Here is a 25,324-nt window from a genome sequence, read left to right as displayed (position 1 = left end):
GGCGCTTTTGGGCGAGATGGCCGAGGGGCGGAACCCCAACAAGGAAAAGAAACGGGAAGTCGTAACCAAGCTCACGCTGGCCGATGCGTTCGACAGTTTCTTTGCCGCGCGGCCCCACCTTTCCAGACATACGGTCGACAACTACACCCGCTCGGCGCGGCTCTATCTGAAATCCTGGCGCAGGAAGCCGATCAACGAGATTACCCGGCAGATGGTGTTGAAGCGCCATCAGGAGCTTTCGGCGGAAGTGGGCAAGACGACCGCGAACAACGTGTTCCGGCATTTCCGGTCGGTCTATAATTTCGCCGCTGCGACGCATGACGAGCTTCCGCCCAACCCCGCACAGATATTGACGCAGGCGCGGGCATGGCATCGCGAGCAGCGTCGGCAGACGCTCGTTTCGGCGCAGGATTTGCCGAACTGGTGGAAGGCGGTCCACGCGGAGCCGGAACATTCCCGCGACTTCCTGTTGACGGCGCTCTTTACCGGAATGCGCCGGGGTGAGCTGATGGCGCTGCGCTGGGAGAATGTGGACCTTGTTGCGAAGACCCTGCATCTGCCCAAGACGAAGAACGGCGACCCGCTGACTCTGCCGCTCTCCACCTTCCTGTTCGACCTCCTCTCAGAACGCCGCAAACGGTCAAATGGCTCGCCCTTCGTGTTTCCGGGGCCGGGCAAGGACGGGCATCTTATCGAGACGAAGAAGTTTCTTCAGCGCGTTAGCGCCGGTGCCGGGGTCAGCTTCACGCTGCACGACCTTCGCCGCACCTTCATCACCATCGCGGAGAGCCTAGACGTTCCCTATTACGCGCTCAAGCGACTGCTAAACCATCGCGCCACGGGCGACGTGACGGGCGGTTACATCGTCGTCAATGCCGAGCGCTTGCGCGGGCCGGTGGAACAGGTCGCACAACGGATATTGGAGCTGGTCGATGCTGCGGACTGACGCGATGATAGCGGGAACCGAAACGGTGCTGGAGCGGGTCTTGCTGGCAATCATCGCAGCGCATCCGGTGACCGCAGAGTCGGGCCAGTGCGTCGAGCGCCGACTGGGTTTGGCGATGAAAGCGCTCTTGGGTCCGTCGACTACGCCGGATGGCGCAATCGATGAAGCGCTTGCCTATATGATCCGCGAACGACGGCGGGATATCTGCAATGCCGAAATATTCGCCCTGGTTCCCACTTCGAACAGCGCGCCCGCCCGTTCGGTGGCCTCGCTCGCGGAAAGTGCGGCCCGTGAAATCCTTGGGCTCGATTGCCCGGTCAAGGTCCGCGAGGCGAAAGACCTGCTTTGTCGCGAATATAGGCGGCATGTCGTTGAAAGCGATCCGGCAACCGAGGCCCTGCGAGACGAGGCAGTCTCGCGCATTCTGTGCGAGCTTGCGGAATGGGATGCTCACTGCTTCTCGGTGAAACAAAATCGTTTGCAATCAAACCGTTAGACGCGAAAGATTTGACGCACCGCGCCCTTGGGTTGAGAAAACCCTGACGCTATGCGATATTTATAGCGGATGAGGTGACGGCATCCAGCGGATGAAAATCCGTGGCGGGTTCCGTGGGTTTTAGCCCTCGGGTGGCGCTCTTTAGGGGATTTTCCCTGCCACGTCAGATGAATGATGCAGATCGCCGAGTGTCCTAACCGGCCTTGGCAGGGCCTACCACAGGTAGGTTCGATATGAATCCCAACTCATCGTCCGTTCGCGCGAACGGTCCCGTCTCGTTGCGCACCTTTGTCTATCCCGAAAAGCTTCTCACCACGAAAGAAGTCGCCACGCTCACCGGGCTCAGCGCGTCCCGCTGAAGGACCATCCCGACAATGTCCGCTACGCGCTGATGCGGCTCGGCGTCGACGCGCGCCGAAACCTCTTCATCAATGCCGACGAGATCACCGGCCAGGGTCTCAGCGACCGCGACCTCAATGAAATCATCGAAATCCTGAGCAGCAAGTTCCTGCGGGACCTGCATTTCAAGGCGAGTCCAAGCGCCGTCAGGCGGGAGCTGATCGCGGTTGCCCACGATCAGGCCTATCATCCGGTCATCGACTATCTCGACGGCCTCGCCTGGGACGGCACGCCGCGCATCGATACATGGCTGAGGGACTATTGCGGTGCCGAGGATACCGAGCTCAACCGCGCCTTCGGCTCCAAGCTGCTGATCGCCGGTGTGCGGCGGATCAAACAGCCCGGCGTCAAGTTCGACACGATGCTGGTGCTCGAAGGTCCGCAAGGTGCCGGCAAGTCCGGGCTCGCGGAGCGGCTTGCCGTCCGCAAGGAGTGGTTCTGCGGCAATCTCGATTTGAAGAGCGACGACAAAACCAAGGCCGAGCTTCTCGCCCGCGCATGGATTGTCGAGTGCCAGGAACTCGACGGCATGAACCACACCACGAGCCAGAGCCTGAAGAAATTCCTCAGCACGGATACCGACAATTACCGCAAGGCCTACGGTCACGATGCGCGCGGCTATCGCCGGCACTGCATCATTATCGGCACCACCAATGAAGACGCCTATCTTCGCGACTTGACCGGCAATCGCCGTTTCTGGCCCGTAAAGGTGGCCGAAATCGCCCTGGCGAGGTTGAAGGAAGACGTGCACCAGCTTTGGGCCGAGGCGGTGGTGCGGGAACGGGCCGGCGAGGAGATCGGGCTACCGCGCCACCTCTGGAAGGCGGCAGCGGACGTGCAAACCGTGCGCCTTGTCGAAGACACCTTCGAACCCGTGCTCGAAGACTGGTTGGGCGAGCGCACAGGCCGCGTCTCGCTGGAAAGCGTCAAGCTCCTCCTCGGCTTCGAGGGCGGCAGGATGAGGGCACCCGAGGCGCAACGCCTGCGGATGATCATGGACCGGATCGGTTGGGATTATAACACCTTCCGCCTGCACGATCCCGGCCAAGGCGGCATCTCGCCGCGCAAGGGTTTTGCGCGCGGCACCGACGATGAACGTAAGGACGAATGGATCGCCCGGCGCGGCGATGGCGGCATACCCACGCTGGAGCGGGTCAAGACAGGCTCCTCCGACGCGGAACCGCCGTTTTGAATGTAAGCCTATGGCGTACCGTAACCCGCGTAACGGTGCCGTTCGCGGTGCCGCGCGGCGGCAAGGGGGAGCGCCACACTCCCCCTCCTGCTGTTTGTCTTTTTGGGGCCAAGGTTACGGTTACAGGTTACACCCGCTGCCGCCAGCTATGGGCAGGTTGACCGGACTGCACGCCGCCCGCATAGGGCCCTCTGCGGCCGCCCAGGCGCGGCGGGCTATAAGCCCAGCACAAACGCGCCGGGCGCGTCTGACGGCCTCCGACGGGCCGCTGAGCTGGGTTATGGGCGGCGACCGTGGCTTTGCGGCGCGTGAGCGTCGCACGGGGGCATATTCCTGGCAACTACCGGCTATTGCCATCAAGCAGGTTGGCCGTGGTGGTCTCCAGGGCTTCTGCAAATCTTGCAACAACGGTGATCGTTGGGTTCCTGACCTGCCGTTCGATGCCCGAGACATAGGTGCGGTCGATCTCGGCCCGCGCGGCAAGTTCTTCCTGCGAGATTTTCAGCCGTTTGCGGGCGGCCTTTATGTTTCGGGCGAGTATCGCGCGCACGTCTTCCATGGGCGCACTAAGTCACGAATGAAGACGATAAGCCCACGGACCATGAATCTCATTTTTGGCTTTCGCAGAAGGAATGTTGACTATAGACTACATCGTAACAGGTTGAGGTCTGCGATGTGGGACATAGTCGTCAAGCTCATTGCCGGGCTAATTCTGATCTTCTGCGTTATGCAGTTGATCATATTCGCTGGTCTGATCGCATGGGGCCTCTGGACGGACTCGATCAAACCGCGACTGATACCCTCCGAGGAGATCACGCGTGCTGCCGACGAACTTATTGAACACTTTGCCGATCCCTCAGAGGAAGCTTTATTGCGGCAACACGACGCGTGGTATCGAAGCGACGGTGCGGCGCAGACATATTGGCGGCGCGTGCGGAAGTCCGTCGCCACGCGATTAGAAGGGCACTGAAGTTGATCAATCCTGCAGCTTAAACGCTACAACAAGTGGCTTACGCCGAAGTGACCACTCACCCCATTCTATCGATAACTGTCAGCACCCTCTAAACACTCTAATTACTCAAATCACTTGACTTTGAGTTTTTTAAGAGAAAGATAAGGGAAATGAGGAAAGGTGTTGAGATGCAAACACGGTCGATCGAAATTGATTTCGATGTGCACAAGGCCATTGAATTAGAACGTCGGGGTTTCGATGAAACGCCTAATGAAGTGTTGCGTCGAATGCTGGGTATTGATGTCTCTGCAGTCCAACGCTCTGCACGCTCATTGGCTGCCAGCCCCATAGCAGAGGGACGCTCGTGGGTCGGCAAGGGGAAGTCTGCCGGACTAATGCTCCCTCACGGCACCGATCTTCAGATGGTCTACAACGGCCAGCACTTCACTGGGCACGTGGATAACGGCTCTCTTGTGCTTGAAGGGCAGCGGTTCTCAAGCCCATCGGGAGCGGCCGACGAGCTTTGCAGAACGCGGGACGGTAAGAAAACAAGCCTGAACGGCAAGGAACTAATCCAAGTTCGGCTACCCGGCGAGAGTGAATGGCAGCTGCTAAAGGCATATGAGCAGCAATTGCACACAACTCCAGATGCCGCCTGAGTAAAGGAAAGCCTCCGTGTTTTACGCGCGGTTCTACTCCCCTCGGTTAATGGGACGAAGCCTGTGGAATATGTGACGTGGCATGAGCCGCCTGAGAAACGGCGAGGCAAAGCGCAAGGGGGTATCGAGGAACGGTTGACGGAGGCGAGCATTATGCTCGCAATGGCACGCTATATTCTCGACAATGCAGACGAGGCGACGGTTTCAATCCACCCCGATGGCGAGCACGCCAAACGCTTCGACATTCCAGCTTGGCTTGGCAATGCAGGGTTCGTAAAAACCGAAGGGCTGGGTAGCACTTCTTATGGAGGTAACTATCGGCGCGGCAATGAAACTGTGATCGTCAACCCTCGCTCCGGTGTCGGAGACGTGGTGGGAGTGGCGGACGGACGACAGATAGTGATTGAATGCAAGGGCGGCACTATCAACAGCACGCATGCTGGCCAACTTTCACGACTGCGCCGAGGATTATGCGAGGCGGTTGGCCTGCTTATGGCCCGCCCCTTCGATGGGGCTCGTGAAATAGCGGCGGTTCCTTGGACACCAGAAACGGAGCGCCTCGCCAAACGGATGGAGCCGCGTTGTTCTCGTTCGGGAATTGAACTTGCCCTCGTCAGGCGTGACGGAACAATCGCTTGGGTAGTTGCATAACCAAAAGCTGGTGCCGCCTACGTGACTCGAACACGTGACCCCCGCATTACGAATGCGATGCTCTACCAACTGAGCTAAGGCGGCTTCCAAGCGCAGGGCCGGCCTACTATGGCCCTACTATTTTATTCTGTCACCCGCCAACCCACTGGCTTCGAACGTCATTCTCGGGCGGACCCGGTAATTACGAATGATGTGCTCTACCAACTGAGCTAAAGCGGCCCGAACGCGGTTTCGCGTTGCAGTGCGCTGTTACAGGCTCTGCGGCTGTTTTTCAAGCGTCTTGCGCGCGGGGCGTTTAAAAAAATGGCGGTCAGGCGAGGCCCTTCAGCAGCGACAGGGTTTCGGCGCGGCGGTCGCGGTCGGTATCGAACAGGCCGCGGGTGACCAGCGTGATGGTCTTGGAGCCGTGGGCCTTGATGCCGCGCATCGCCATGCACATGTGTTCGGCCTCCACCATCACCATCACGCCCTGGGGCGCGAGCGCATCATTGATGGCGTCGGCGATCTCGTCGGTCAGGCGCTCCTGCAGTTGCGGGCGGCGCGAGACGGTATCGACCACGCGGGCGAGTTTCGAAAGCCCCGTCAGCCGTCCGCCCTCGGGCAGGTAGGCGATATGGGCCTTGCCGAAAAACGGCAGCAGGTGATGCTCGCACATGGTGTGGAACAGGATGTCCCGGACGATGACGATGTCATCATGGCCGTCTTCCTGGAACACGGTCTGAAGATGGGCGCGCGGGTCTTCATCGCGGCCGGAGAAGACTTCCTGGTACATCTTGGCGACCCGAAGCGGCGTGTCGCTCAGGCCCTCGCGGGTCGGGTCCTCGCCGAGCGCCACCAGAATATCATGGACCGCCTTCATGATTGCCTCGCGCTGGAGACGCTCAGCCTCAAGGGCGTCGATATCGGTCGGGATCGTGTTCACGGGTCACCTGTCGGTCGGTTCTGTCGCGGGCTATGTAGGCCTTGCGACCATCAGGGTTCAAGCCCCGATTTCGTCCGTAGTTCCTCGGGCCGTCTCTGGTCGCGCGCCGTCAGCACGCAGGCGATCACGATCAGCGCGCCGCCGATCAGGGTCGGCCAGGCCGGGATCTCACCGAAGAACGCGAAGCCGTAGAAGCCGGCCCAGACCAGCGCGGAGTAATCGATGACGGCGTAGAGCGAGGCGGGAATGCGGGCGAGCGCCGAGATCAGGCAGATGAAGCCAAGCGCGCCGCAAAGACCGATCAGCCCGATCTGCCAGGTGAGCGCGGCCGCCGGCGTCTGCCACAGCACCACGGCCATCGGCAGGCAGAACAGCGCCGCAAAGGCGGTCTGCATCAGGCTCAGCGTCACCGGATGATCGTCGGCGGAGGATTTCTTCATCGCGATCGCGGTGAAGGCATAGGCAAGCGGTGCTGCGAGCCCCGCCGCAATCACCGGCAGCGTCACCGGCGGGCCGGCAAAGCCCGAACCCTTGGCGGCGACGATCAGCGCCGAGCCGGACACCGCAAGCACGAGCGCTGCCAGCACGAAGCGGCCCGGCCGCTCGCCGAACACCAGCGCGCCGAGCATCGCCATGTAGATCGGCGCCGTCATCGCCAGCGCCAGCGCCATCAACAGCGGCATGCCGGCGAGGCCATAGAAGAACAGGCTCGCCGTCACCGCCGCCAGAAAGCCGCGCAGCATATGGGCCTTCATGAAGCCCCGGCGCGGCCACCGGCGCACGAAGACAAGGACGAAAAGGGCGAGAAACAACGCCGAGACGGCATAGCGCAGGAACACGACCTGGAAGCTCGACAGCGCCATACCGAGGCTTTTGGCAAGCGCATCGACGCCCGAAAGCAGGGCCACCGCCGCCACCGCAAGGCCGATGCCGGACATCCGGCTTGCTGCTGCCATGAACCCCTCCCGCTTGTACCCGCATGCCGGGCAGTCATCAGCCGATAGCGCCGCCTTCGCAAGGGGTCAAGCCGCGCAGCCGGCCGGGCGGTTCGCCCCGTGTCTTAAAGAGAGGCTCGAAGATGGCCGAGGATGAAATCCACCCGCGCTTCCACTGTCGTCTTCGGCAGGATGACCGGGCGATAGCCGTGTTCGGGATAGAAATGCAGCAGGCGCTGATATTCCGCCTTGCCCTGTTCCAGACCGTGCCGGCGCTCCTCGTCGGCTTCGAAAATCTCCGGCCAGGGCGGGGTCATGAAGACGCGCGCATTGTAGCGGTATCGGGCCAGCAGATCAGGCGCGAGATCGCCGCCGGCATGGGCAAGCGCCGCCGCCGCGTCCACAAGGCCGCGGTCGAAGAACACCGGGCTGTCGTGGCCGCGCATGCGTTCGAAATCGGCGATCGCGACATCGATGGCGCGGCGGGCGAAGGCTGCGAGGTTCACCCAGGGCAGGGCCGCGCCGTCGCCGGCCAGTTCCTCGGCCACGATCCGGCGGCCGGGCTCTTCCACCGTCGCATAGCCGCGCCCGGCGAGAGCGGCAAGCAGCGTCGACTTGCCGCCGCCCGAACAGCCGGAAAGGACGAAGAAATTGTCCATTGCGCCTCAGGATTTTCCGGTGCAGGCAATGCCCGGATCGTTCTCGCCCTTGGTCACGTCATAGAGCGTGCCGTCGTCGCCCTTGCTCCACCAGACATAGGGCCCGGCGGCATAGCGCGCGCCGGAGGCCGCGATCACTTCGGCCGCGATGATGTGGTTATCGGGCCATTGCAGCTCGGCAAGCATGATCTGGCCGCCATTGATGTAGCGGGCGTCGAGCGTGAAATCGCCGCAGTCATAGCTGGCCGAAATCTCGGTGGTCCCTTCGGGAAGGTCGAGCGAAACCTTGTCCTCCGCCATGGCGGGAAGGGCGGCGAGCGAGAGCGCGATTGCAGTGAGGGTTGCGGCTTTCATGGGGTCCTCCTGTTTATGCCGGGCGCATCATACACGGCTTCACTGCTGCCGCCGACACGCATAGGTTTATCGCTGAAAATTCGCTGTGGGTCTTGCAATCGCCCGCCGCCGACGTATAACCGCCGCCCTTTGCCCACCATGACAGGATAAGCCCCATGACCGCGCTCGGCCTCGACTTCGGCACGACCAACACCGTGATCGCGGTCCCCGGCGAAAACGCCGGCGAGACCCGGTCGCTCTCCTTCGAAAGCCGTGCCGGGATCACCGATACGATGCGCACCTGCCTGTCCTTCATGAAGGACCGGCAGGCGGGCTTCGGCGCGCCGCTGGCGACCGAGGCGGGTGCTGCGGCGATCCGCACGCTGATCGACCATCCCGGCGAATGCCGCTTCCTGCAATCGATCAAGACCTATGCGGCGAGCCCGCTGTTCAAGGAGACGGCGGTGCTCGGCCGCCGGCATACATTTGCCGACCTGATGGCGGTGTTTCTGGAAAAACTGATGACCTATGCCGGCGACGGCTGGCCGTCCGATGTGTCGCGCGTGGTCGCCGGCCGGCCGGTGCGCTTTGCCGGCATCGGTGCCGACGAGGCGCTGGCGCTGGACCGCTACAACGACGCGCTGTCGCGCTTCGGCTTTCCCGAAATCCGCTTCGTGCTGGAGCCTGTGGCGGCGGCCTGGTATTTCGCCGAGCGGCTGACGAGCGATGCCAATGTTCTGGTCGCGGACTTTGGCGGAGGCACCACCGACTATTCGATCATCCGGTTTTCGAGGACCGCCGGGAAGCTTTCCGCCGAGCCGCTGTCGCATTCCGGCGTTGGCGTTGCCGGCGACATGTTCGACTACCGGATCATCGACAATGTTGTGAGCCCGATGATCGGCAAGGGCACGCATTACAGAAGCTTCGGCAAGACGCTCGACGTGCCGTCGAACTACTACGCCAATTTCGGCCGCTGGAGCCAGCTTTCGATCTTCAAGACCACGCGCGATTTCGCCGATCTCAAAAGCCTGGTGCGCGACGCCACCGACCCGGACGCGCTGGAACTGTTCATCGAGCTGATCGAGAATGACGAGGGCTATCCGCTCTATGAGGCGGTCTCGGCCGCCAAGCGGGCGCTGTCGGAAGCCGACGAGGCCGAGTTCTTCTTCGCGCCGCTCGGCCGCGACAGCCGCCGCACCATCCGCCGTGCCGATTTCGAGGGCTGGATCGCCGGCGAGCTTGCCCAGATGGAGGCGGCGCTGGACGAGGCCATCGACGACGCCGGGCTGTCGCCGACGGATATCGACAAGGTGTTCCTCACCGGCGGCACCTCATTCGTGCCAGCGGTGCGCCGGATTTTCGAGAACCGGTTCTCCGACATCGAGACCGGCGGCGAACTGCTGTCGATCGCCCACGGCCTGGCGCTGATCGGCAAGGACGAGGCGTTCGCGGCAGATCTGTGACAACGGGCTTTGCCGGAAAGAGCGGAGCGAACGTCAAGACACAGATGTCGCAGCCGCCGGGCTTCCGTAAGGGGCAGGGCGGCAAGGCGCGGCGCTTCATCCTCAGCCGACGCCGCGCTCCGCCACATCCAGCCCATGCGGGTCGTCAACCATCGGCCAGATGTCGCGTGGGGCGTATTTATAGGCGGTGAGCGCGGGATTGTTGGGGTAGGGCGTGCCGGCGGCGCAGTAGATGATCTCTTTCGAAATCCGCGAGAAGGCCGCGTGGAAATGATTGGTCGACTTGATGACCAGAATGTCCTTTTCCAGCGGACCGATGCCCATCGCGGTAAACAGCGAAGGGTCGTAGCTTTGCGCGCGCACGGTATTGAGAATGATGTCGATGCCTTCAAGGCGCACCGTCACCGCCGGGCCGAACGGCACGATGCTGTCGCCGAAGCGCATTTCGGCATGCGGGTTGATCCTTTCCACCCGCATGGTGCCGTCGATCGGCGCGCCGGTGCCGGGCGCCGATTTGGCGCCGATACGCAGCGGGATCTCCGCGCCCTCGCCAGCGGCCATGGCGATGCTGACCGCGACCGGATCCCAGATCGTGCCGACAGCGGTATTGGTTGCCCCCTGGCGCAGCAGTTCGGCCAGCACCACCGTGGCGTCGCCCGCCGTGCCGCCGCCGGGATTGTCCCACATATCGGCGATCACAACCGGATGGTTTTTCGATTGCATCGCCTGGCGCACGGCCTGGCGCTCGTCGATCTCAGGCATGCGGAATGTGCCGCGCTTTTCGAACAGCGCCATGCCAAGCTCGCGCGCCAGCCTTTCGCCCTTTTCCCGATTGCCATCGGTGACGGCGATCACCTTCGTGCCCATTTCCGGCACATCGCCGGCCATGAAACCGTGGATCACCGACAGCGACAGGATTTCCGGGTCGGCCTTTTCCAGCGATATCAGCCGGTCGACGAAGCCGCGCATCGGATCGCGCGAGGTCGGAAATACGTCGATCATCCGACAGTCGAACACCGACATCACCGGCTTCACCCGGCCTTCCAGCGTATCGAGCGCGATCCGCCACAGATCGCCGGCGCGCTCGACGAAATCTGTATGGGGAAATTCCTTGAAGGCGACGAAGAAATCGGCGGCCGCGACCCGTTTCGCCGTCAGGTGGCTGTGCGGGTCGAGCTCGGCGCAGACCAGCACGTCCGGCCCGACCATATCCCTGATGCGCGTCAAGAGATCGCCCTCGGGGTCCTGATAGCCGGCGGCCACCATCGCGCCGTGCAGGCCGAGCACGACGGCATCGACGGGGAGCGCGGCGCGCAACTGGTTAAGGATTTCGTCGCGCAGCCCCTCGTAGGTCTGGCGGTTGACGAGGCCGGCGGGATCGGCCCAGGCGGCAGAACCCTCGATCAGCTCGAAATTGCGTTCGCGCGCAAAAGCGCGGCCGACCGTGATCGGCGCGGTGCATAGCGTCGGCGTATCGGGATGGGCGCCCGGCGGGGCGTAGAACGAGGCGATGAAGGCGGAACGATCGATGCAGATCGGCGAAAACGTGTTTGATTCCGTTGCCAGCGCCGCCGTGAATATCCGCATTTTCCGTTCCCCCCTGCCGTCTGTCCGATCTAGAACGGATGCGGCAGGTAGCCGGTAAAGCCGGCGATCTTCCAGCTTCCGTCCTCGCGCCGGCAGTAATAAAGCGTCTGCCAGTTCATGCTGTCAAATCCGCCGTCGGCGCGCCGGATGCCGCCGTCGAATTTCTTGCGCACCAGCGCGCTGTCACCGGAAATCTCGATCTCCTCCAGCCGCGTGGCGTTGAAGATCGCACTGCGCGGATCGTCGGCGTATTGACTCTTGGCGAAATCCTGCGCCTGGCGCAGCCACTCATCGCGGTAGTGATCGAGATCGGGAAAGCCGAGCCGCCAGTCGTCCGGGTTGCGCTGCCGCCCGGCATCAAGCGCGAAAAAGCCGACCGTGACGAAATCACCGGCGACCATCGACCAGTCGGCGGCAAGAAAGGCGTCGATATCGCGTGGCACCAGCATCTCCCATATCGCGCGCCGGTCTTGATCGGAGAAGGGGTTGGCGAAGGGATCACGCATTTTGGGCCGTCTATCTAAATTTTTTTCGTGAATGGGGATTTTCTCTAGCCAGAATTCCGTTTTTATGGTGCCATGTCAACGAATAAAGAAAATAATTTGCATAGAGCATCGGGCGAAAAAGTGGAATCCGGTTTTTCGATAACCCGATGCGTCAAAACAAAGAGCCCGACCATCCTGAAACTTTGCGATAAGCTGGCTCGGATTCAGGAACGGCGCCTGGCGCCGGCATAGGGAGAGTGTCGCAGGATATGGATATTTTCGCGGTTCTACAGGAGCAGCAGGACCAGTTTTCGCAGGCCGAGAAGCGCATCTGCGATATCCTGCTCAATGATTTCGATTTCGCGGTCAACGCCTCGATCGTGGAGCTCGCCGAACGCGCCGGCGTTTCCGCGCCGACGGTGACCCGGTTCTGCCGTCGCCTGTCCTGCCAGAACTTCGCCGATTTCAAGGTCCAGCTCGCCAAGACCGCCTATGTCGGTGTGCGCTATCTCAATCCGGAGGCCAGAAGCTCCGGCGCGTCCGAAGTCGCCGCCGATGTCGTCACCAAGGCGCAGAACGCCCTGTTCTTGATGCACCGCGCGCTCGATCTCGAAGCAGTCGAGAGGGCGTCCGCCATGATCGCCGATGCGCGGATGATCTACGCCTTCGGCGCGGGCGGCAATTCCTCGATGATCGCCGCGGAGCTGCAGAACCGGCTGTTCCGGCTCGGCAAGCAGATCACCGCCAGCGCCGATCATTCGATGCAACTGATGATGACGGCGGCCGCCGGAGCCGAGGATCTGATCGTCGTCTCCTCGTTTTCCGGCCGCAACCACGAGCTTGCCCGCACGCTGGAGATCGCCAGGCGCGCGGGGCTGAAGACGGTGGCGCTGACCCAGAGCGACAGCATCGTCGCGCGCGCCGCCGCTTGCGTCATCGGCATCGACCTACCGGAGGGCGAGAACATCTTCCGCCCGACCTCGACCCGTTTTGCCTATCTGGCGGTGATCGACATTCTCGCCAACCTGGTCGCCTACCGCACCCGCGACCATGCCGCCGTCACACTCCGCAACATCAAAACCCAGCTCGTCCTTCACCGCGACAAAGAAGACAGTCAGCTTCTCGGCGACTGATTTTTCTCGCGCGGCAACACCACGCATAAACCGGCAACACCATGCATAAACAAAGAGGGGTCCATGACCAACGCCGCGTCCAGTTCCTTATTCCGTCTCGAAAATTCATGGCGTCCGGTTGAGGGCGACCCCACCGGGGCGCTCGATTTCCGTCTCTTCAATCTCTCCGACGCGCCGATTTCCGGGTTTTCGCTGGCCTATACCTCGCTCACCCGGGTGAGCGGCGCGTCGCGGTTCGAAAACGCGGACTTCATCGAGCGCAACGCCAATTACCACGCCTTCAAGGCCCCGGAAGGCCTCGTGCTGCAGCCCGGCGAAAGCTGGTCGTTCTCGGTCGTGGGGCTGACGCGTCCGGCCAAGCACCGCACCGATGGCGCGAAGTCCGCTTTCCTGATCCTCGATGATGACCGTTATGTCGATGTCGCGTGTGACGACCTGATGCTTTCCGGTGGCGTGGCCGAGCGCCCGAAACCGCTGCTGCCGGAAGGCAAGGTCGAGGAGCCGTGGTTCATCCTGCCCTGGCCGGCCGCGCTCTCGCTCGACCCGGCCGAAGAGCCGCCAGTGGCGCTCTATCCGGCGGAAGGCAGCGCGCTTGAGGCCGTGAAGTCCGTCGATGGCGTGATCGCGTTGTTTTCCCGCCTGTTCGAAAGCGGCCATGTGCCCTTCAGCCTCGCGCCGGTCGAAGGCGGCAGGGCGATCGCGTTCGAGACCGATGCGGCCATGGGAAAAGAATCCTATGCCATCGGCTTCGGCGATACCATCACGATCCGCGCGGCGACCGCCACCGGCCGCCAATACGCGCTGACCGTGCTGGCGCAGATGCTGTCGGCCGCCCGCGAGAAAGGGTCGGCGTTCCGCTTCCCGGCCTCCGGCACGATTGAGGACGCGCCGCGCTATGGCTGGCGCGGCACCCATCTCGATGTCTCGCGCCAGTTCTATGAGACCGCCGATGTGCTGCGTCTTCTGGATATCCTCGCCTGGCACCGGATGAACATCTTCCATTGGCACCTGACCGATGACGAGGCCTGGCGGCTGGAGATCAAGGCATATCCGGAACTGACCGGCATCGGCGCGACCCGCGCGCCCGGCACGAAAATGCCGCCGCAGCTTGGCAATGGCGCCGAGCCGGTGCGCGGCTTCTATAGCCAGGACGAGGTCCGCGCCGTCGTATCGCACGCGGCCGCGCTTGGCATCGAGGTCATTCCGGAAGTCGATATTCCCGGCCATTCGACTGCGGCGCTTGCCGCCCTTCCCGAGCTTGCCGACGGGCAGGAGGCGCCAGAGAGCTATCACTCGGTGCAGGGTTTTCCGAACAACGCGCTGAATCCGGCGATCGAGGAAACCTATGTCTTCCTCGGCAAGGTGTTCGACGAGATGGTCGACCTGTTCCCCGCTCGCTACATCCATATCGGCGGCGACGAGGTGGCCGACAATACCTGGCTTGCCTCTCCGCTTGCCCGCGCGCTGATGGAGAAGGAAGGCGTCGACGGCACGTTCGGCTTGCAATCCTATTTCATGAAGCGCATCCAGAAAATGCTCGCCGAACGCGGCAAGACGCTGGCCGGCTGGGATGAGGTCTCCCATGGCGGCGGCGTCGAACGCGAGGGCACGCTGCTGATGGCGTGGCAAAAGCCCGAGGTCGGCATCGCGCTCGCCCAGGACGGCTACGACGTGGTGATGACGCCGGGCCAGGCCTATTATCTCGACATGGTGCAGGACGAGGCTTTCCAGGAGCCGGGTGCAAGCTGGGCCGGCACCGTGCCGCCGGAACACAGCTATACTTACGAGGCGGAGGGCGATTTTCCGGAGGAACTGAAGGCGCGGATGCGCGGCGTCCAATCCTGCATTTGGAGCGAACACTTCCTGTCGCGCGGCTATTTCAACCATCTGGTCTTCCCGCGCATTTCGGCCGTGGCCGAGGCGGGCTGGACGCCAAAGGCGCGCAAGAACTGGCTGCGGTTTGCAGCCCTTGCCCCTAAAAGCCCGAAACTGTGAGGCGGACAATGACTTTCAGGATCGCTGTCGGCGGTATCCACACCGAATGCTCCACCGGCAACCCGGCGCTGATGACGGCGGAAAATTTCCGCGTTCTCAAAGGCGACGCATTGCCAAAGGCGGATTATTTCAGCTTTCTGCATGATGCGGAGAATGTCGAAATCCTGCCGCTGCTCCACGCCCGCGCCGTGCCGGGCGGGCCGGTATCGGCCGATACCTATCGGGCCTTCAAGGCGGATTTCCTGAAGCGTCTTCAGGCCAGCCTGCCGCTCGATGGTCTTTATCTCGCCATGCATGGCGCGATGAATGTCGCGGGCATGGACGATGCCGAGGCCGACTGGATCTCGGCCGCGCGGGAGGTGGTCGGCGCGGATTACCCGATCGCCGTCTCCTACGACCTTCACGGCAATGTCAGCCAGACGATCATCGACCAGATCGACATCTTCGCGGCCTATCGCACCGCGCCGCATATCGATGTGCGCGAGACCATGGTGCGGGCGTTCTCGATGCTGGTGAAATCGCTAGAGACTGGCGTGCGCCCTGGCGTTATCTGGGCGCCGGTGCCGGTGTTGCTGCCGGGCGAGCGGACCTCGACCGAGGATGAACCCGCTGCGTCGCTCTATCGCAAGCTTCCCGATATCGACACCCGCGACGGCATCTGGGACGCCAATCTGATGGTCGGCTATGTCTGGGCCGACGAACCGCGCGCCACCGCCTGCGCTGTGGTGACGGCGACCGACCGGGCGGCGGCCGAGAAGGCGGCGGCTGAAATCGCGCTCGCCTACTGGGATGCCCGCGAGGACTTCGCCTTCGGCCCCGTCACCGGCCCGCTTTCCGAGATGCTGGAGATCGCCGAGAGGGCGGACACGAAACCCGTTATCCTGGCCGATTCTGGCGACAACCCCACGGGTGGCGGGGTCGGCGATCGCGCCGATGTTCTGGTGGCGCTGATGGAAGGCGGCTTCGAGGACGCCCTGATCGCCGGGATTGCCGACCGGCCGGCGGTGGAGGATTGTTTCGCAGCCGGCAAGGGCGCGGTGCTCGATCTTTTCATCGGCGGCACGCTCGATGACAGAAGTCCCTCGGCGACCGCCACGGCCCGGGTCATCCGCCTTGACGATCCGGCGGGGCCAGACGAGCGGCAGGCCGTGGTCGAGACCGGCGGCATCACCATCGTGTTGTCGGCGCGCCGGCGTCCCTATCACAATATCGCGGATTTCACCCAACTCGGCCTTGATCCCAAAGCCTTCCGGCTGCTGGTGGTCAAGTCCGGCTATCTTTCGCCCGAGCTCGCGCCGATCGCCAATCCGAACCTGATGGCGCTCACCGATGGCGCGGTCAACCAGGATATCGAGGCCCTGCCCAACCACAGGCGGCGCGGGCCGTGCTACCCGTTCCAGCGCGATTTCGCCTATGCGCCTGAGCCGCGCCCCTCGAAGCGGTGGAAGGCGGCACATGACGGCGGGGAATAAGCCATGGGCATCCCGGCGCTGAATAGTCACCGGCGCTGCCTGCCGACAACAGCGAGGGAGGCTTTCGCCGCGGCGCGATTGCGGATATTGCGCTTTGCGCGATCTCCCGACAACGCCTCTCCTCCCACGGCCTGACCCCATGCCCAACACAGTCTCGCTCATTCTGAAAAACCCGTCGATCCGCATTTCAGCGGCGGGCGTTTTCTGTTTCGGCTTCGCGGGTGCCGCCACAGCGCCCTATCTCTCGGTCATCGGCATCCAGGAACTCGGCATGAGCGACCGGGCCTATGCGCTGGTAATGGCGGCGGGCGCGCTGATTTCGGTGGCGGCAAGCGTCCTGATCGGCAACCTCACAGACCGGCTCGGCAGCTACCGGCTGATGCTGGCGCTCTGCGCCGTTTCGGGCTTCGTCGGCTTTACCGGCGTCTACCTTCTGCCGTCGATCGGCAGCTTCGCGCTGGCGAAGGTAGCGTTCATTCCGCTGTTCACGGCACTTTATCCTCTGCTGTTCGCCAATGTCCGCACCGAAACGGCAAGTCTGCCCTCGGCAGAGGTGGCATCGGTCAATTCCGGCATCAGGGCGGTCTTGTCGCTCTCCTGGGTGCTGGTGCCGGGCGTGGTCGGCGTCGCGCTCGCCGAAAGCAGGAATATGCTGCCGGCCTTTCTGTTCGCCGGCATGGCCTCGCTCGCCTGTCTCGCGCTGTTCGTTTTCGGCATGGCAAAACCGGACAAGACGCTGCGGGTGCGGCCGGCGGAGTCCTTTTTCAGGGCGTTTGCGGCGTTCTCGCAGCGCGGGCTGTGGCTGCGTCTGCTGGCGATCGCCCTGATGACCGCCATGCTGCATATGAACGCCGCGGTACTGCCGCTGATCGTGACCGATCAGGCCGGCGGTGCGGTCGCCGATATCGGCGTACTGGTCGGCATCGTCGCCGCGCTCGAGATCGTGTTCATCATCGGCTGGGGCTATGCGGAACGCTATGTGCCGCAGGTCGCGATCCTGATTGTCGGCACGGTGATTTACGCAGCCTATCTGTTTCTGCTCGGCAATATCACCGCGGTGTGGCAGGCCTATGCGCTGACGGGGATCGCCGGCCTCGGGGCGGCGGCGATCATCTCGATCCCGGTGACCTATCTGCAGAACCTGATCGCCCACAAGGCCGGGCTCGGCGCCTCGCTGATATCCGTCAACATGTTCGCCAGCGCCGGCATCGCCGCCGCGCAATTCGCGATCGGCACCAGGGTGACCGATTATGCGGGAACCGCTATCTTGTCCGCCGCCGCCGGGTTCGCCGGCGCGCTGCTGGTCTTCTTTCTCGACCGGAGACGTTCATGACCACACTTTTGGAAATCTGTGTCGGCGATACCGGCGGACTTGATACGGCGGTGGAAGCCGGCGCCGACCGGATCGAATTATGCGCGGCGCTCGACCAGGGCGGGCTGACGCCGTCTACCGGGCTGATTGAACTTGCCGCCGCCGCGCCGGTGCCCGTCCATGTGTTGATCCGCCCGCGCGCCGGCGGCTTCGTCTATTCGGCGCGGGAGTTCGAAACCATGCTGCGCGATATCGCCTTTTGCCGGGCGGCGGGCATTGCTGGCGTGGTCATCGGCGCGCTCGACCGCAATCACGATCTCGACGCGGACGGGCTTGCGACCCTCATCGCGGCTGCCGGCGGCATGGATATCACCCTGCACCGCGCCTTCGACCTGACCCGCGATCCCTTCGCCGCGCTTGAGACCGCGGTCGCGCTCGGCATTCCGCGCATTCTCACCTCCGGGCAGGAGCAGCGCGCCAGCGAAGGCCGCGAGCTGATTGCCGAACTGGCGAAGGCGGCGGACGGACGGATCGCGCTGATGCCGGGCGGCGGTCTCAATCCCGAAAACGCCCACCTGTTTCTGGCGATCCCGGGCGTCAGCGAACTGCATGCCTCCTGCACGATGCGCCATCAGGCCGAAGGCTTGAAGCTGCAGGGGTTTGAGAGCGCCGCGCCCGGCCGCACCGACGCCGCCGCGATCCGGGCGATGAAGGCGGCGATGGCCTGAGGCCTATCGCGTCAGCCCGCGCGCATCGACCGGCCATTCGCTGATCTCGCCATCGGCCTCGACCCAGATCGCGTCATGCAGGTTGGTGACCGGGCAGACATGGTTGGGCACGATCCGCAGCTTTTCGCCGATCTCGGGCTTGGCGGTGGAGTGCGTGAGGTCGACCATGCCGTGTTCCTCGCTCAGCCGGTCGATCACGGTATCGGGATAAGCGCGGATAAGGCCATGGCCCGGCCCGCCCTTGCCGGCGGGATCGCTGGTGAGCGATTTCGAGCCGGCGTCGATGATCGCGCGGTTTTCCTCCGGGCGGCTCACCACGGTGGCGATCACATCGAAGGCGCAATCGGCGAGGCTGGCATGGCCGGCGCCGATCATCATACGGTCATTGTAGATATAGGTCCCGACCCGGAGCTCATCGATCACGCCAAGCTCATGGACGCTGAAGGCATCCGGCGTGCCGCCGCCCGAGACCATCGGAATGGCAATGCCGGCGTCATCGAAGGCGGCGCGGGCGGCGTTGACGAAGGCGACGGTGTTTTCGTTCGCCGGATAGGTCATCAGCCCGGCAAAGGTCAGATGCGGCGTTTCGGCGATCTTGCGGGCAAGCGCCAGCGCATCCTCGACCCGCACCACGCCGGTGCGTTTCGCGCCGCTGTCGAATTCAACCAGCACACCGATCGTATGGCCAGCGCTCGCGGCCGCCTCGGCGGCTGTGGTAAGGGCTTGCTCACTGTCGATCGCAACGGTCATCTTCACCCGCGCGGCAAGGGCGGCGAGACGCTTCGCCTTGCCGACCAGCGGATAGGAAATCAGGATATCGTCGATCCCGGCATCGGCCATCACCTCGGCCTCGCCGAGCTTCTGGCAGGTGATGCCATGCGCGCCGAGCGCGAGCTGGCGCTTCGCCATGGCGATGCTCTTGTGGGTCTTGATATGCGGCCTGAGCCTGATGCCGTGGCTGTCGCAATAATCCTGCATCCGCTTCAGATTGGCGTCGACAATGGCGAGATCGACAAGCGGGGCGGGGGTTTCGAGGTCTTCAAACGTCACATTGGTTCCTTTCGGCGCGGACATGCGGATCGCCTCAGCGATCTTCCAGCGTCAGTTCGCGCGCCATTTGCAGATTGCCGGCCATCAGCCCGCCATCGACCGGCAGCGTCACGCCGGAGATGAAGCCGGCATCGTCGGAGGCAAGGAAGGTCACCGCCTTTGCGATGTCGCCGGGGGTGGCGACGCGGCCGAGCGGATACCATTTTGTAAGACCGTCCAGCACGTCGGGCTTCTGCGCGATCCGCGCGTCCCAGGCCGGCGTCTGCACCGTACCGGGGCAGATGATGTTGGCGCGGATATTGTGTTCGCCATATTCGGTCGCCATGGTCCGCGTCAGGCTTTCAAGCCCTGCCTTGGCGGCGCTGTAGGCCGGCTGGCCGAGCGTGGTGAGCCCGTTGACCGAGCCGATCACCACGATCGCGCCGCGCCTGGCCGCCTTCATGCCGTCGATCACCGCGCGCACGGTGTTGAACGTGCCGGCGAGATTGTCGGCAACATCCTGACGAAAGCTCTCCGGCGTGGTCTTGTCGAGCGTGGGCGAAGTGCCGCCGACAAAGGCGTTGGCGACGACGATATCGACCGGGCCCAGTTCGCCGGTCGCGGCCTCGACGGCAGACTTGAAGGCGTCGTAATCGGTGATGCTGGCCGCAGCAGCGGCGACGGCATGGCCCTCGGCCTTGAGACCCGCGACCGCCTCGTCCACCTTGTCGGCGCGGATATCGCTGATGATGACGGCAGTGCCCTCGGCCAGGAAATCCTTGACCACCGCCGCGCCGACGCCGCCGACGCCGCCGGTGACGAGCGCGACCCGCCCTTCCAGTCGTTTCATCCGGCCTCTCCTCTGGTTCGGGTTGATTTACCGATGCATAGCCGATGGATCGGGATCGGGAAAGCCTTCGTTGGAGAAGCCGGCCGCAGCACTGCCACGGCGCTTTGGCGCGTTGCGCGATGCTGTTTTTCTGTGGCAGGTGTGCTGGAGAATGACGGTCCATTTTGCCAAATCCGAAGAAAGGCCTTTTCATGAGCAAGATCGAGTATTTCCACGCCGAAGGCGGCGCGTCCAATCCGGCGCCCCTGAGCCCGGCCGTCAGGGCCGGCGATTTCGTCTATGTCTCCGGTCAGGTGCCGACCCTTGCCGATGGATCGGTCGTAGCCCACGACGTCGAGACCCAGACCGCGCAGGTGATGCGCAATATCGAGGAGGCGCTGAAGCTCGCCGGCTGCGAACTCTCCGATATCTGCAAGACCACGGTATGGCTGCACGATGCCCGCGATTTCGCCCGGTTCAACAAGGCCTATTCCGCGTTTTTCGAACAGGGCAAGTTTCCCGCCCGCTCGACCACCGAGGCGCGGCTGATGATCAACATCCTGGTCGAGATCGAGGCGGTTGCCTACAAGCCGGTTTAAAATGGCGGCAAGATAGACGCCCGATACATCACCGAAACCTTGGTTATCCTTCAAATCTATTCACTGTTCTTATGGCGGAAACGCTGCTAGATCGGAATTTTCGGAGGGTTTGAGGGACAGATGCGCGGGCAATCGGAAACCACCCAGAACATGACCAGCATCATGGTCGCAGGCGGGCTCGTGCTGGCGCTGTCCTTCGGGGTGCGCTCGGTGCTCGGCGGGGTGATCGAGCCGCTGTCCAACGACCTGTTCGGCGGGCGGCTGGAAATCTTCTCGATCTCGCTTGCGATCCAGAACCTGGTTTGGGGGCTTGCCCAGCCGTTTTTCGGCATGCTGGCCGATAAATATGGCGACCGGCGCGCCATGTGGCTCGGCTTTGCCTTCTACGTGCTCGGCATGGGCATTTCGATCATCGGCACCACGCCCTTTGCCCAGCATATGGGCGCGGGCGTGCTGGTCGGCATGGGCATTTCCGGCACGGCCTTCGGCACGGTGCTTGCCGTCGTCGGCCGCGCCGCGCCGCCGGAAAAGCGCGGCTTCTATCTCGGCGTGGCGTCCGCCACCGGCTCGGCCGGGCAAGCGATCCTGCCGTTTCTGGTCGCCTTCCTGATCACCCATTTCGACTGGCGCATGACGATGGCGATCCTGACGGTGCTCCTGGTGCCGATGGCGTTCGCGATCCCCTTCCTCAAGGTGAAGCAGGCGCCCGGCGCAAGCGCGCCGCCGCCGATCGATCTGCCGCAAACCCTGAGGCAGGCCTTCGGCCATACCAGCTTCCTGATGCTGGGGCTCGGCTTCTTCGTCTGCGGCTTTCACCTCGCCTTCATCACCGCCCACCTGCCGACCTATGTGCAGAATTTCTGCGCCGGCACCGGCATGTCGCCGTCGCAATTGCGCGGGCTCGGCCTGCAGGCGCTGGCGCTGGCGGGTTTCGGCAACATCTTCGGCACGCTGCTGGCTTCCAAGCTCGGCAATATCTTCGCCAAGCCCCATGTGCTGGCGGCGATCTACGCGCTGAGAGCCGTGGTTATTCTCGTGTTCATATGGCTGCCGCTGACGCCCGCATCGGTGCTGATCTTCGGCATGCTGATGGGCGGGCTCTGGCTTTCCACCGTGCCGCTCACCAGCGGTTTGATCGTGGTGATGTTTGGCCCGCGATCGATGGGCACGCTGTTCGGCTTCGTGTTCCTGAGCCACCAGATCGGCGGTTTCACCGGGGTCTGGCTCGGCGGCGCGTGGTTCGACCGCTACGGCAATTACGACATGATCTGGTATGCCGCGATCGTCCTCGGCCTGGTTTCGGCGCTGGTGCATCTGACGGTGCGCGAGCGACCTGCCCCGGCCTTCGCCTGAAGGCTGACGCCGCCCCTTTAAGACTTCCGAAAGCATGTCCGCATAATCTGGCAAAACGCTGGCCAGAACGCGGGCGCTTGCTTTATTTCCGCCGGACTCTTTTCGCGGATTCGTCAAGCGTCTATGTTTTGAAGGGGCGCGATTCGGCAATCGGCCGGATCTTCACGAACATGAAATGCCTTGGGGCAAAGCCGCTTCGGAAAAAAGCGGCGCTGCCTCGACAATGGCGATTCCGCCAGCAGCGCGGATCGCCGGAATGACGGATGGTTAGATGGGCCGGGGCGGCACTCACGATAACAAGCGGCATGGTCGCGTCGGGCGGCAGGCGTTTCGTCTGCTTCTGGCTGGCACCGCGCTGTCGCTGACGGCGGCTTCAGCCTTTGCCGCCGAAGCCGCGCCGCCGATGCTGTCCTCGCGCGAGGTCATGGCGCTTTCGACCTTTGGCGGGGTTCTGGCCGCCACAGTGCTCTCGACGCTGTGGTTCATGCGCCTGCGCGGCCGCACCGAGGCCGAAAACCAGCGGCTGGCCGCCGAACTCGAGGCCGAGCGCGAACGGATTTCCAATCTCAAGGCGCTGAACGCGGAGAAAAACCGCCGCATCATCTTCTGGGAAGGGCCCGACAGCGAACCAGAATTTCTGGGCGCGCTACCCGATGAAGCCGGGGCTCCCGATGACGACCAAGCGTTTCTCGCCTTTGCCGACTGGCTGTCGCCGGGCAGCACCAAACAGCTCGATGCCGCCGTCGCCGCATTGCGCAACCGCGCCAAGGCCTTCGAAATGCTCGCCGAAACCAGGGGCGGCTATGTGCTGGAAGTGATCGGCGGCACCACCGGCGGGCGCGCCCATGTGCGCTTCGGCGCGCTGGAATCGCTGCGCGCGGAGCTGGCCGAGCTGAAGCTGGAGCACAAGCGCGCCAAGGCCGCGCTGTCGCGGTTCGAGACGCTGCTGAACGGCGTCGACGCGCCGGCCTGGCAGCGCGATGGCGAGGGCCGGCTGATCTGGGTCAACCGCGCCTATGCCGAAGCCGTGGAGGCGAAGGACGCCGAGGACGCGCTTGGCGAAAACCGCATGCTGCTGTCGGCCGCCACCCAGGAAAAGCTTGATGGCAAGGTCAAGGCCGGCGCGCCTTTCAAGGGCCGACAGCCGGTGGTGACCGCCGGCGAACGCGCCTTTTACGATCTGACCGAAGTGCCGACCGGCGATGGCTCGGCAGGCATTGCGATCGACGTCTCCGCCCTGCAGGCATCCGAGACGGCGCTGGAACAGACGCTTGAAAGCCATGCCGATACGCTGAACCACCTCAACACCGCGGTCGCGATCTTCGATGCCGACCGGCGGCTGAAATTCTACAATCAGGCGTTCGAGAAACTCTGGAAGCTCGATATGGGCTTCCTCGAAAGCCATCCCGACAACGGCGAACTGTTCGAGCGCCTGCGCGCCGACGGCAAGCTGCCGGAGCCGCATCAGTGGCGCGAATGGAAGGACAAGGCGCTGTCGGTCTATCACTCGGTCGCGCCCTATAACGACCTCTGGTATCTGCCGAGCGGGGAGACGCTCAGCGTGTTCGCCTCCGCCCATCCGCGCGGCGGCACCACCTGGGTGTTTGAAAACCACACCGAGCAGGTGGCGCTCAAGACCCGCTACAACACGCTGGTCAAGGTCCAGGGCGAGACCATCGATCATCTCTCCGAAGGGGTCGCGGTGTTCGGGCCGGACGGGCGGCTCAAGCTTTCCAACCCGGCCTTCCTGGGCCTGTGGCGGATCGGCGAGAACGAGGCCGAACCCGGCACCCATATCCGCGCACTGATGCAGATCGGCGAGAAGGACGAGGAAGCGGCCAAGGGCTGGCGGCTGTTCGCCCGGATGATCACCTCCTTCGACGACGAGCGCGTGTCGCGCCAGGGCCGGCTGGAACTGGCGTCGGGCGTGGTGCTCGACTACGCCGTGACGCCCCTTCCCAACGCCCAGACCATGCTGACCTTCGTCAACAAGACGGATTCGGTCAATGTCGAGCGCGCGCTGACGGAGAAGAACGACGCGCTGCGCAAGGCCGAGGAAATCAAGAACGCCTTCCTCGAACACGTCTCCCACGAGCTGCGCACGCCGCTGACCTCGATCATGGGCTTCGCCGAGCTGCTGAAATCGCCGGAAATCGGGCCGCTGACGGCGCGCCAGAGCAATTATGTCGATCACATCGCCAATTCCTCCTCGGTGCTGATGACGATCGTCAACGACATGATCGACCTGAAATCCGCCGATGCCGGCATCCTCCAGCTCGAGCGCGACCGGATGTCGCTCGATGATCTGGTCGATTCGGTCGCCGACGATATTTCGAGCCGGTTGCAGGAAACCGGTGTGACGCTGGAAATCACCGCGCCGCCGAAGCTCGGCGAGATCACCGCCGATTTCCAGCGGTTGAAACAGGTGCTCTTGAAAATCCTCGGCAACGCCATCCGCTATGCCCCGCGCGGCTCGATCATCGCGCTGTCATGCTGGCGGGAAAACGGCGATTTCGTCTTCACCGTCACCGATAGCGGCCCCGGCATCAGCGATGACGCGCTTGAGAACGTGTTCTCCCGCTTCGAATCGGGCGGGCGGCAGGCGCAATATGCCGGCGCGGGCCTTGGCCTCGCGATCGTCGAGAGCTTCGTCGGCCTCCATCACGGCAAGATCTTCATCGATTCCGAAGCCGGCGCCGGCACCACGGTTTCCTGCCGGATCCCCGATGCCGTCGAGGAAAAGGGGTCGGCCGATATCATCGCGGCCGAATGAGCAGCCTCTTTCTCCCCGATGAAGCCGCCACCATCGCCTTTGCCGGGCGCCTCGCGCCGTTTCTGATTGCCGGCGACTGCCTGCTGCTTAACGGCGATCTCGGCATGGGCAAGTCGACCTTCGCCCGCGCGCTGATCCGCGCCCGGTTCGGCGATCCCGAACTTGAGGTGCCGAGTCCCACCTTCACGCTTGTGCAGATCTATGACGGCGAACCGCCGATCTGGCATTTCGACCTCTACCGTCTTTCCGATCCCGACGAACTTATCGAACTCGGCGTTGACGAGGCGCTGGCGGAGGGAATCAGCCTGATCGAGTGGCCGGACCGGGGCGCGGGGGTGCTGCCGAAGGATGCGTTGCGGCTGACTTTTGCCGAGGAAGGCGCGGGGCGGCGGGTGCGGCTTTCGGGCGGGCGGTCCGGCGAA

The 25,324-nt window shown here is 63.5% G+C and carries 25 protein-coding genes, 1 tRNA gene and 1 pseudogene; 17 read left to right on the top strand and 10 right to left on the bottom strand.

Annotation, left to right across the window (positions count from 1 at the left end; translation table 11 throughout):
- Positions 1-16: 16 nt before the first annotated feature.
- The 4 genes from Mame_RS03115 to Mame_RS03105 all read left to right on the top strand — a co-directional run bounded on the left by Mame_RS03115 (position 17) and on the right by Mame_RS03105 (position 3,033).
- Entirely contained in the window at positions 17-946 is a 930-nt protein-coding gene (locus Mame_RS03115) for a tyrosine-type recombinase/integrase (RefSeq protein ID WP_418287796.1), read from the top strand.
- 40 nt (positions 947-986) lie between these two features.
- Positions 987-1,442 (top strand): hypothetical protein, encoded by a 456-nt coding sequence (locus Mame_RS03110; protein ID WP_155122014.1) that lies wholly within the window; start codon positions 987-989, stop codon positions 1,440-1,442.
- Positions 1,443-1,675: 233 nt separating this feature from the next.
- The gene (locus Mame_RS27505; protein WP_257789097.1) at positions 1,676-1,801 is read left to right on the top strand and encodes a hypothetical protein; all 126 of its coding nucleotides are present in this window, start codon (positions 1,676-1,678) and stop codon (positions 1,799-1,801) included.
- A gap of 32 nt (positions 1,802-1,833) precedes the next feature.
- Positions 1,834-3,033: a virulence-associated E family protein gene (locus Mame_RS03105; RefSeq protein WP_018065680.1), complete on the top strand. Its 1,200-nt coding sequence runs from the start codon at positions 1,834-1,836 to the stop codon at positions 3,031-3,033.
- A gap of 340 nt (positions 3,034-3,373) precedes the next feature.
- Here Mame_RS03105 and Mame_RS03100 read toward each other — a convergent pair whose 3' ends face one another.
- Positions 3,374-3,592 (bottom strand): helix-turn-helix domain-containing protein, encoded by a 219-nt coding sequence (locus Mame_RS03100; protein ID WP_033410483.1) that lies wholly within the window; start codon positions 3,590-3,592, stop codon positions 3,374-3,376.
- A gap of 114 nt (positions 3,593-3,706) precedes the next feature.
- On the opposite strand from Mame_RS03100, the gene Mame_RS03095 reads away from it, so the two are divergent.
- The 3 genes from Mame_RS03095 (at position 3,707) to Mame_RS03085 (ending at position 5,295) form a co-directional block, all read left to right on the top strand.
- Positions 3,707-4,003 (top strand): hypothetical protein, encoded by a 297-nt coding sequence (locus Mame_RS03095; RefSeq protein ID WP_018065678.1) that lies wholly within the window; start codon positions 3,707-3,709, stop codon positions 4,001-4,003.
- 170 nt (positions 4,004-4,173) lie between these two features.
- Positions 4,174-4,644 carry a hypothetical protein gene (locus Mame_RS03090; protein ID WP_018065677.1) on the top strand — a complete coding sequence of 157 codons (471 nt, stop codon included), beginning with the start codon at positions 4,174-4,176 and terminating at the stop codon, positions 4,642-4,644.
- A 153-nt stretch (positions 4,645-4,797) separates the two neighbouring features.
- Positions 4,798-5,295 (top strand): hypothetical protein, encoded by a 498-nt coding sequence (locus tag Mame_RS03085; protein ID WP_235726831.1) that lies wholly within the window; start codon positions 4,798-4,800, stop codon positions 5,293-5,295.
- An 8-nt stretch (positions 5,296-5,303) separates the two neighbouring features.
- On the opposite strand, the gene Mame_RS03080 is transcribed toward Mame_RS03085, so the two are convergent.
- The 5 genes from Mame_RS03080 to Mame_RS03060 form a co-directional block, all read right to left on the bottom strand.
- Positions 5,304-5,379: transfer RNA gene (locus tag Mame_RS03080), tRNA-Thr, on the bottom strand.
- Positions 5,380-5,605: 226 nt separating this feature from the next.
- Positions 5,606-6,217 carry a GTP cyclohydrolase I FolE gene (folE, locus tag Mame_RS03075; protein WP_018065675.1) on the bottom strand — a complete coding sequence of 204 codons (612 nt, stop codon included), beginning with the start codon at positions 6,215-6,217 and terminating at the stop codon, positions 5,606-5,608.
- Positions 6,218-6,267: 50 nt separating this feature from the next.
- On the bottom strand, positions 6,268-7,173 hold the full coding sequence (locus tag Mame_RS03070; RefSeq protein ID WP_079920677.1) for a DMT family transporter: 906 nt from the start codon (positions 7,171-7,173) through the stop codon (positions 6,268-6,270).
- A 104-nt stretch (positions 7,174-7,277) separates the two neighbouring features.
- Positions 7,278-7,811 (bottom strand): AAA family ATPase, encoded by a 534-nt coding sequence (locus Mame_RS03065; protein ID WP_018065673.1) that lies wholly within the window; start codon positions 7,809-7,811, stop codon positions 7,278-7,280.
- Positions 7,812-7,817: 6 nt separating this feature from the next.
- A complete protein-coding gene (locus tag Mame_RS03060) occupies positions 7,818-8,165 on the bottom strand; it encodes an MliC family protein (protein WP_018065672.1) in 348 nt (115 codons plus the stop codon).
- Between the two features lie 155 nt (positions 8,166-8,320).
- Here Mame_RS03060 and Mame_RS03055 point away from each other — a divergent pair, with 155 nt between their 5' ends.
- Positions 8,321-9,607, top strand: coding sequence for an Hsp70 family protein (locus tag Mame_RS03055; protein ID WP_018065671.1), 1,287 nt, complete (start codon positions 8,321-8,323; stop codon positions 9,605-9,607).
- A gap of 102 nt (positions 9,608-9,709) precedes the next feature.
- Here Mame_RS03055 and Mame_RS03050 read toward each other — a convergent pair whose 3' ends face one another.
- A complete protein-coding gene (locus Mame_RS03050) occupies positions 9,710-11,194 on the bottom strand; it encodes a M81 family metallopeptidase (RefSeq protein ID WP_018065670.1) in 1,485 nt (494 codons plus the stop codon).
- A 29-nt stretch (positions 11,195-11,223) separates the two neighbouring features.
- Positions 11,224-11,700, bottom strand: coding sequence for a hypothetical protein (locus Mame_RS03045; protein ID WP_018065669.1), 477 nt, complete (start codon positions 11,698-11,700; stop codon positions 11,224-11,226).
- 248 nt (positions 11,701-11,948) lie between these two features.
- On the opposite strand from Mame_RS03045, the gene Mame_RS03040 reads away from it, so the two are divergent.
- The 5 genes from Mame_RS03040 (at position 11,949) to Mame_RS03020 (ending at position 18,319) form a co-directional block, all read left to right on the top strand.
- Positions 11,949-12,812 (top strand): MurR/RpiR family transcriptional regulator, encoded by an 864-nt coding sequence (locus Mame_RS03040; protein ID WP_018065668.1) that lies wholly within the window; start codon positions 11,949-11,951, stop codon positions 12,810-12,812.
- Positions 12,813-12,875: 63 nt separating this feature from the next.
- Positions 12,876-14,807, top strand: a complete 1,932-nt coding sequence (locus Mame_RS03035; protein ID WP_018065667.1) for a beta-N-acetylhexosaminidase — start codon at positions 12,876-12,878, stop codon at positions 14,805-14,807.
- An 8-nt stretch (positions 14,808-14,815) separates the two neighbouring features.
- Entirely contained in the window at positions 14,816-16,279 is a 1,464-nt protein-coding gene (locus Mame_RS03030) for a M81 family metallopeptidase (protein WP_018065666.1), read from the top strand.
- A 139-nt stretch (positions 16,280-16,418) separates the two neighbouring features.
- Positions 16,419-17,612: an MFS transporter gene (locus Mame_RS03025; RefSeq protein WP_018065665.1), complete on the top strand. Its 1,194-nt coding sequence runs from the start codon at positions 16,419-16,421 to the stop codon at positions 17,610-17,612.
- Positions 17,609-18,319 (top strand): copper homeostasis protein CutC, encoded by a 711-nt coding sequence (locus Mame_RS03020; RefSeq protein ID WP_018065664.1) that lies wholly within the window; start codon positions 17,609-17,611, stop codon positions 18,317-18,319. Before Mame_RS03025 ends, Mame_RS03020 begins: the two co-directional genes overlap by 4 nt.
- Before the next feature lie 3 nt (positions 18,320-18,322).
- Here the strand turns inward: Mame_RS03020 and Mame_RS03015 are convergent, their stop codons facing one another.
- Positions 18,323-19,393: an alanine racemase gene (locus tag Mame_RS03015; RefSeq protein WP_018065663.1), complete on the bottom strand. Its 1,071-nt coding sequence runs from the start codon at positions 19,391-19,393 to the stop codon at positions 18,323-18,325.
- Between the two features lie 10 nt (positions 19,394-19,403).
- Entirely contained in the window at positions 19,404-20,198 is a 795-nt protein-coding gene (locus Mame_RS03010; RefSeq protein ID WP_018065662.1) for an SDR family oxidoreductase, read from the bottom strand.
- 191 nt (positions 20,199-20,389) lie between these two features.
- On the opposite strand from Mame_RS03010, the gene Mame_RS03005 reads away from it, so the two are divergent.
- The 4 genes and pseudogenes from Mame_RS03005 to tsaE form a co-directional block, all read left to right on the top strand.
- The gene (locus tag Mame_RS03005) at positions 20,390-20,776 is read left to right on the top strand and encodes a RidA family protein (RefSeq protein ID WP_026173622.1); all 387 of its coding nucleotides are present in this window, start codon (positions 20,390-20,392) and stop codon (positions 20,774-20,776) included.
- Between the two features lie 120 nt (positions 20,777-20,896).
- Positions 20,897-22,129: an MFS transporter gene (locus Mame_RS03000; protein ID WP_018065660.1), complete on the top strand. Its 1,233-nt coding sequence runs from the start codon at positions 20,897-20,899 to the stop codon at positions 22,127-22,129.
- A gap of 271 nt (positions 22,130-22,400) precedes the next feature.
- Positions 22,401-24,902, top strand: coding sequence for a PAS domain-containing sensor histidine kinase (locus tag Mame_RS02990; RefSeq protein ID WP_018065658.1), 2,502 nt, complete (start codon positions 22,401-22,403; stop codon positions 24,900-24,902).
- Positions 24,899-25,306 (top strand): annotated as a pseudogene (gene tsaE / locus Mame_RS02985) (tRNA (adenosine(37)-N6)-threonylcarbamoyltransferase complex ATPase subunit type 1 TsaE); the annotation flags it as partial. The gene Mame_RS02990 and the pseudogene tsaE, both read left to right, overlap by 4 nt.
- Positions 25,307-25,324: the final 18 nt, after the last annotated feature.

This window comes from Martelella mediterranea DSM 17316 (assembly GCF_002043005.1).
In the GTDB taxonomy this organism is placed as follows: Bacteria; Pseudomonadota; Alphaproteobacteria; order Rhizobiales; family Rhizobiaceae; genus Martelella; species Martelella mediterranea.
Note: the sequence above shows the minus strand (reverse complement) of the source record. Positions and strands in the feature narration are given on the sequence as shown.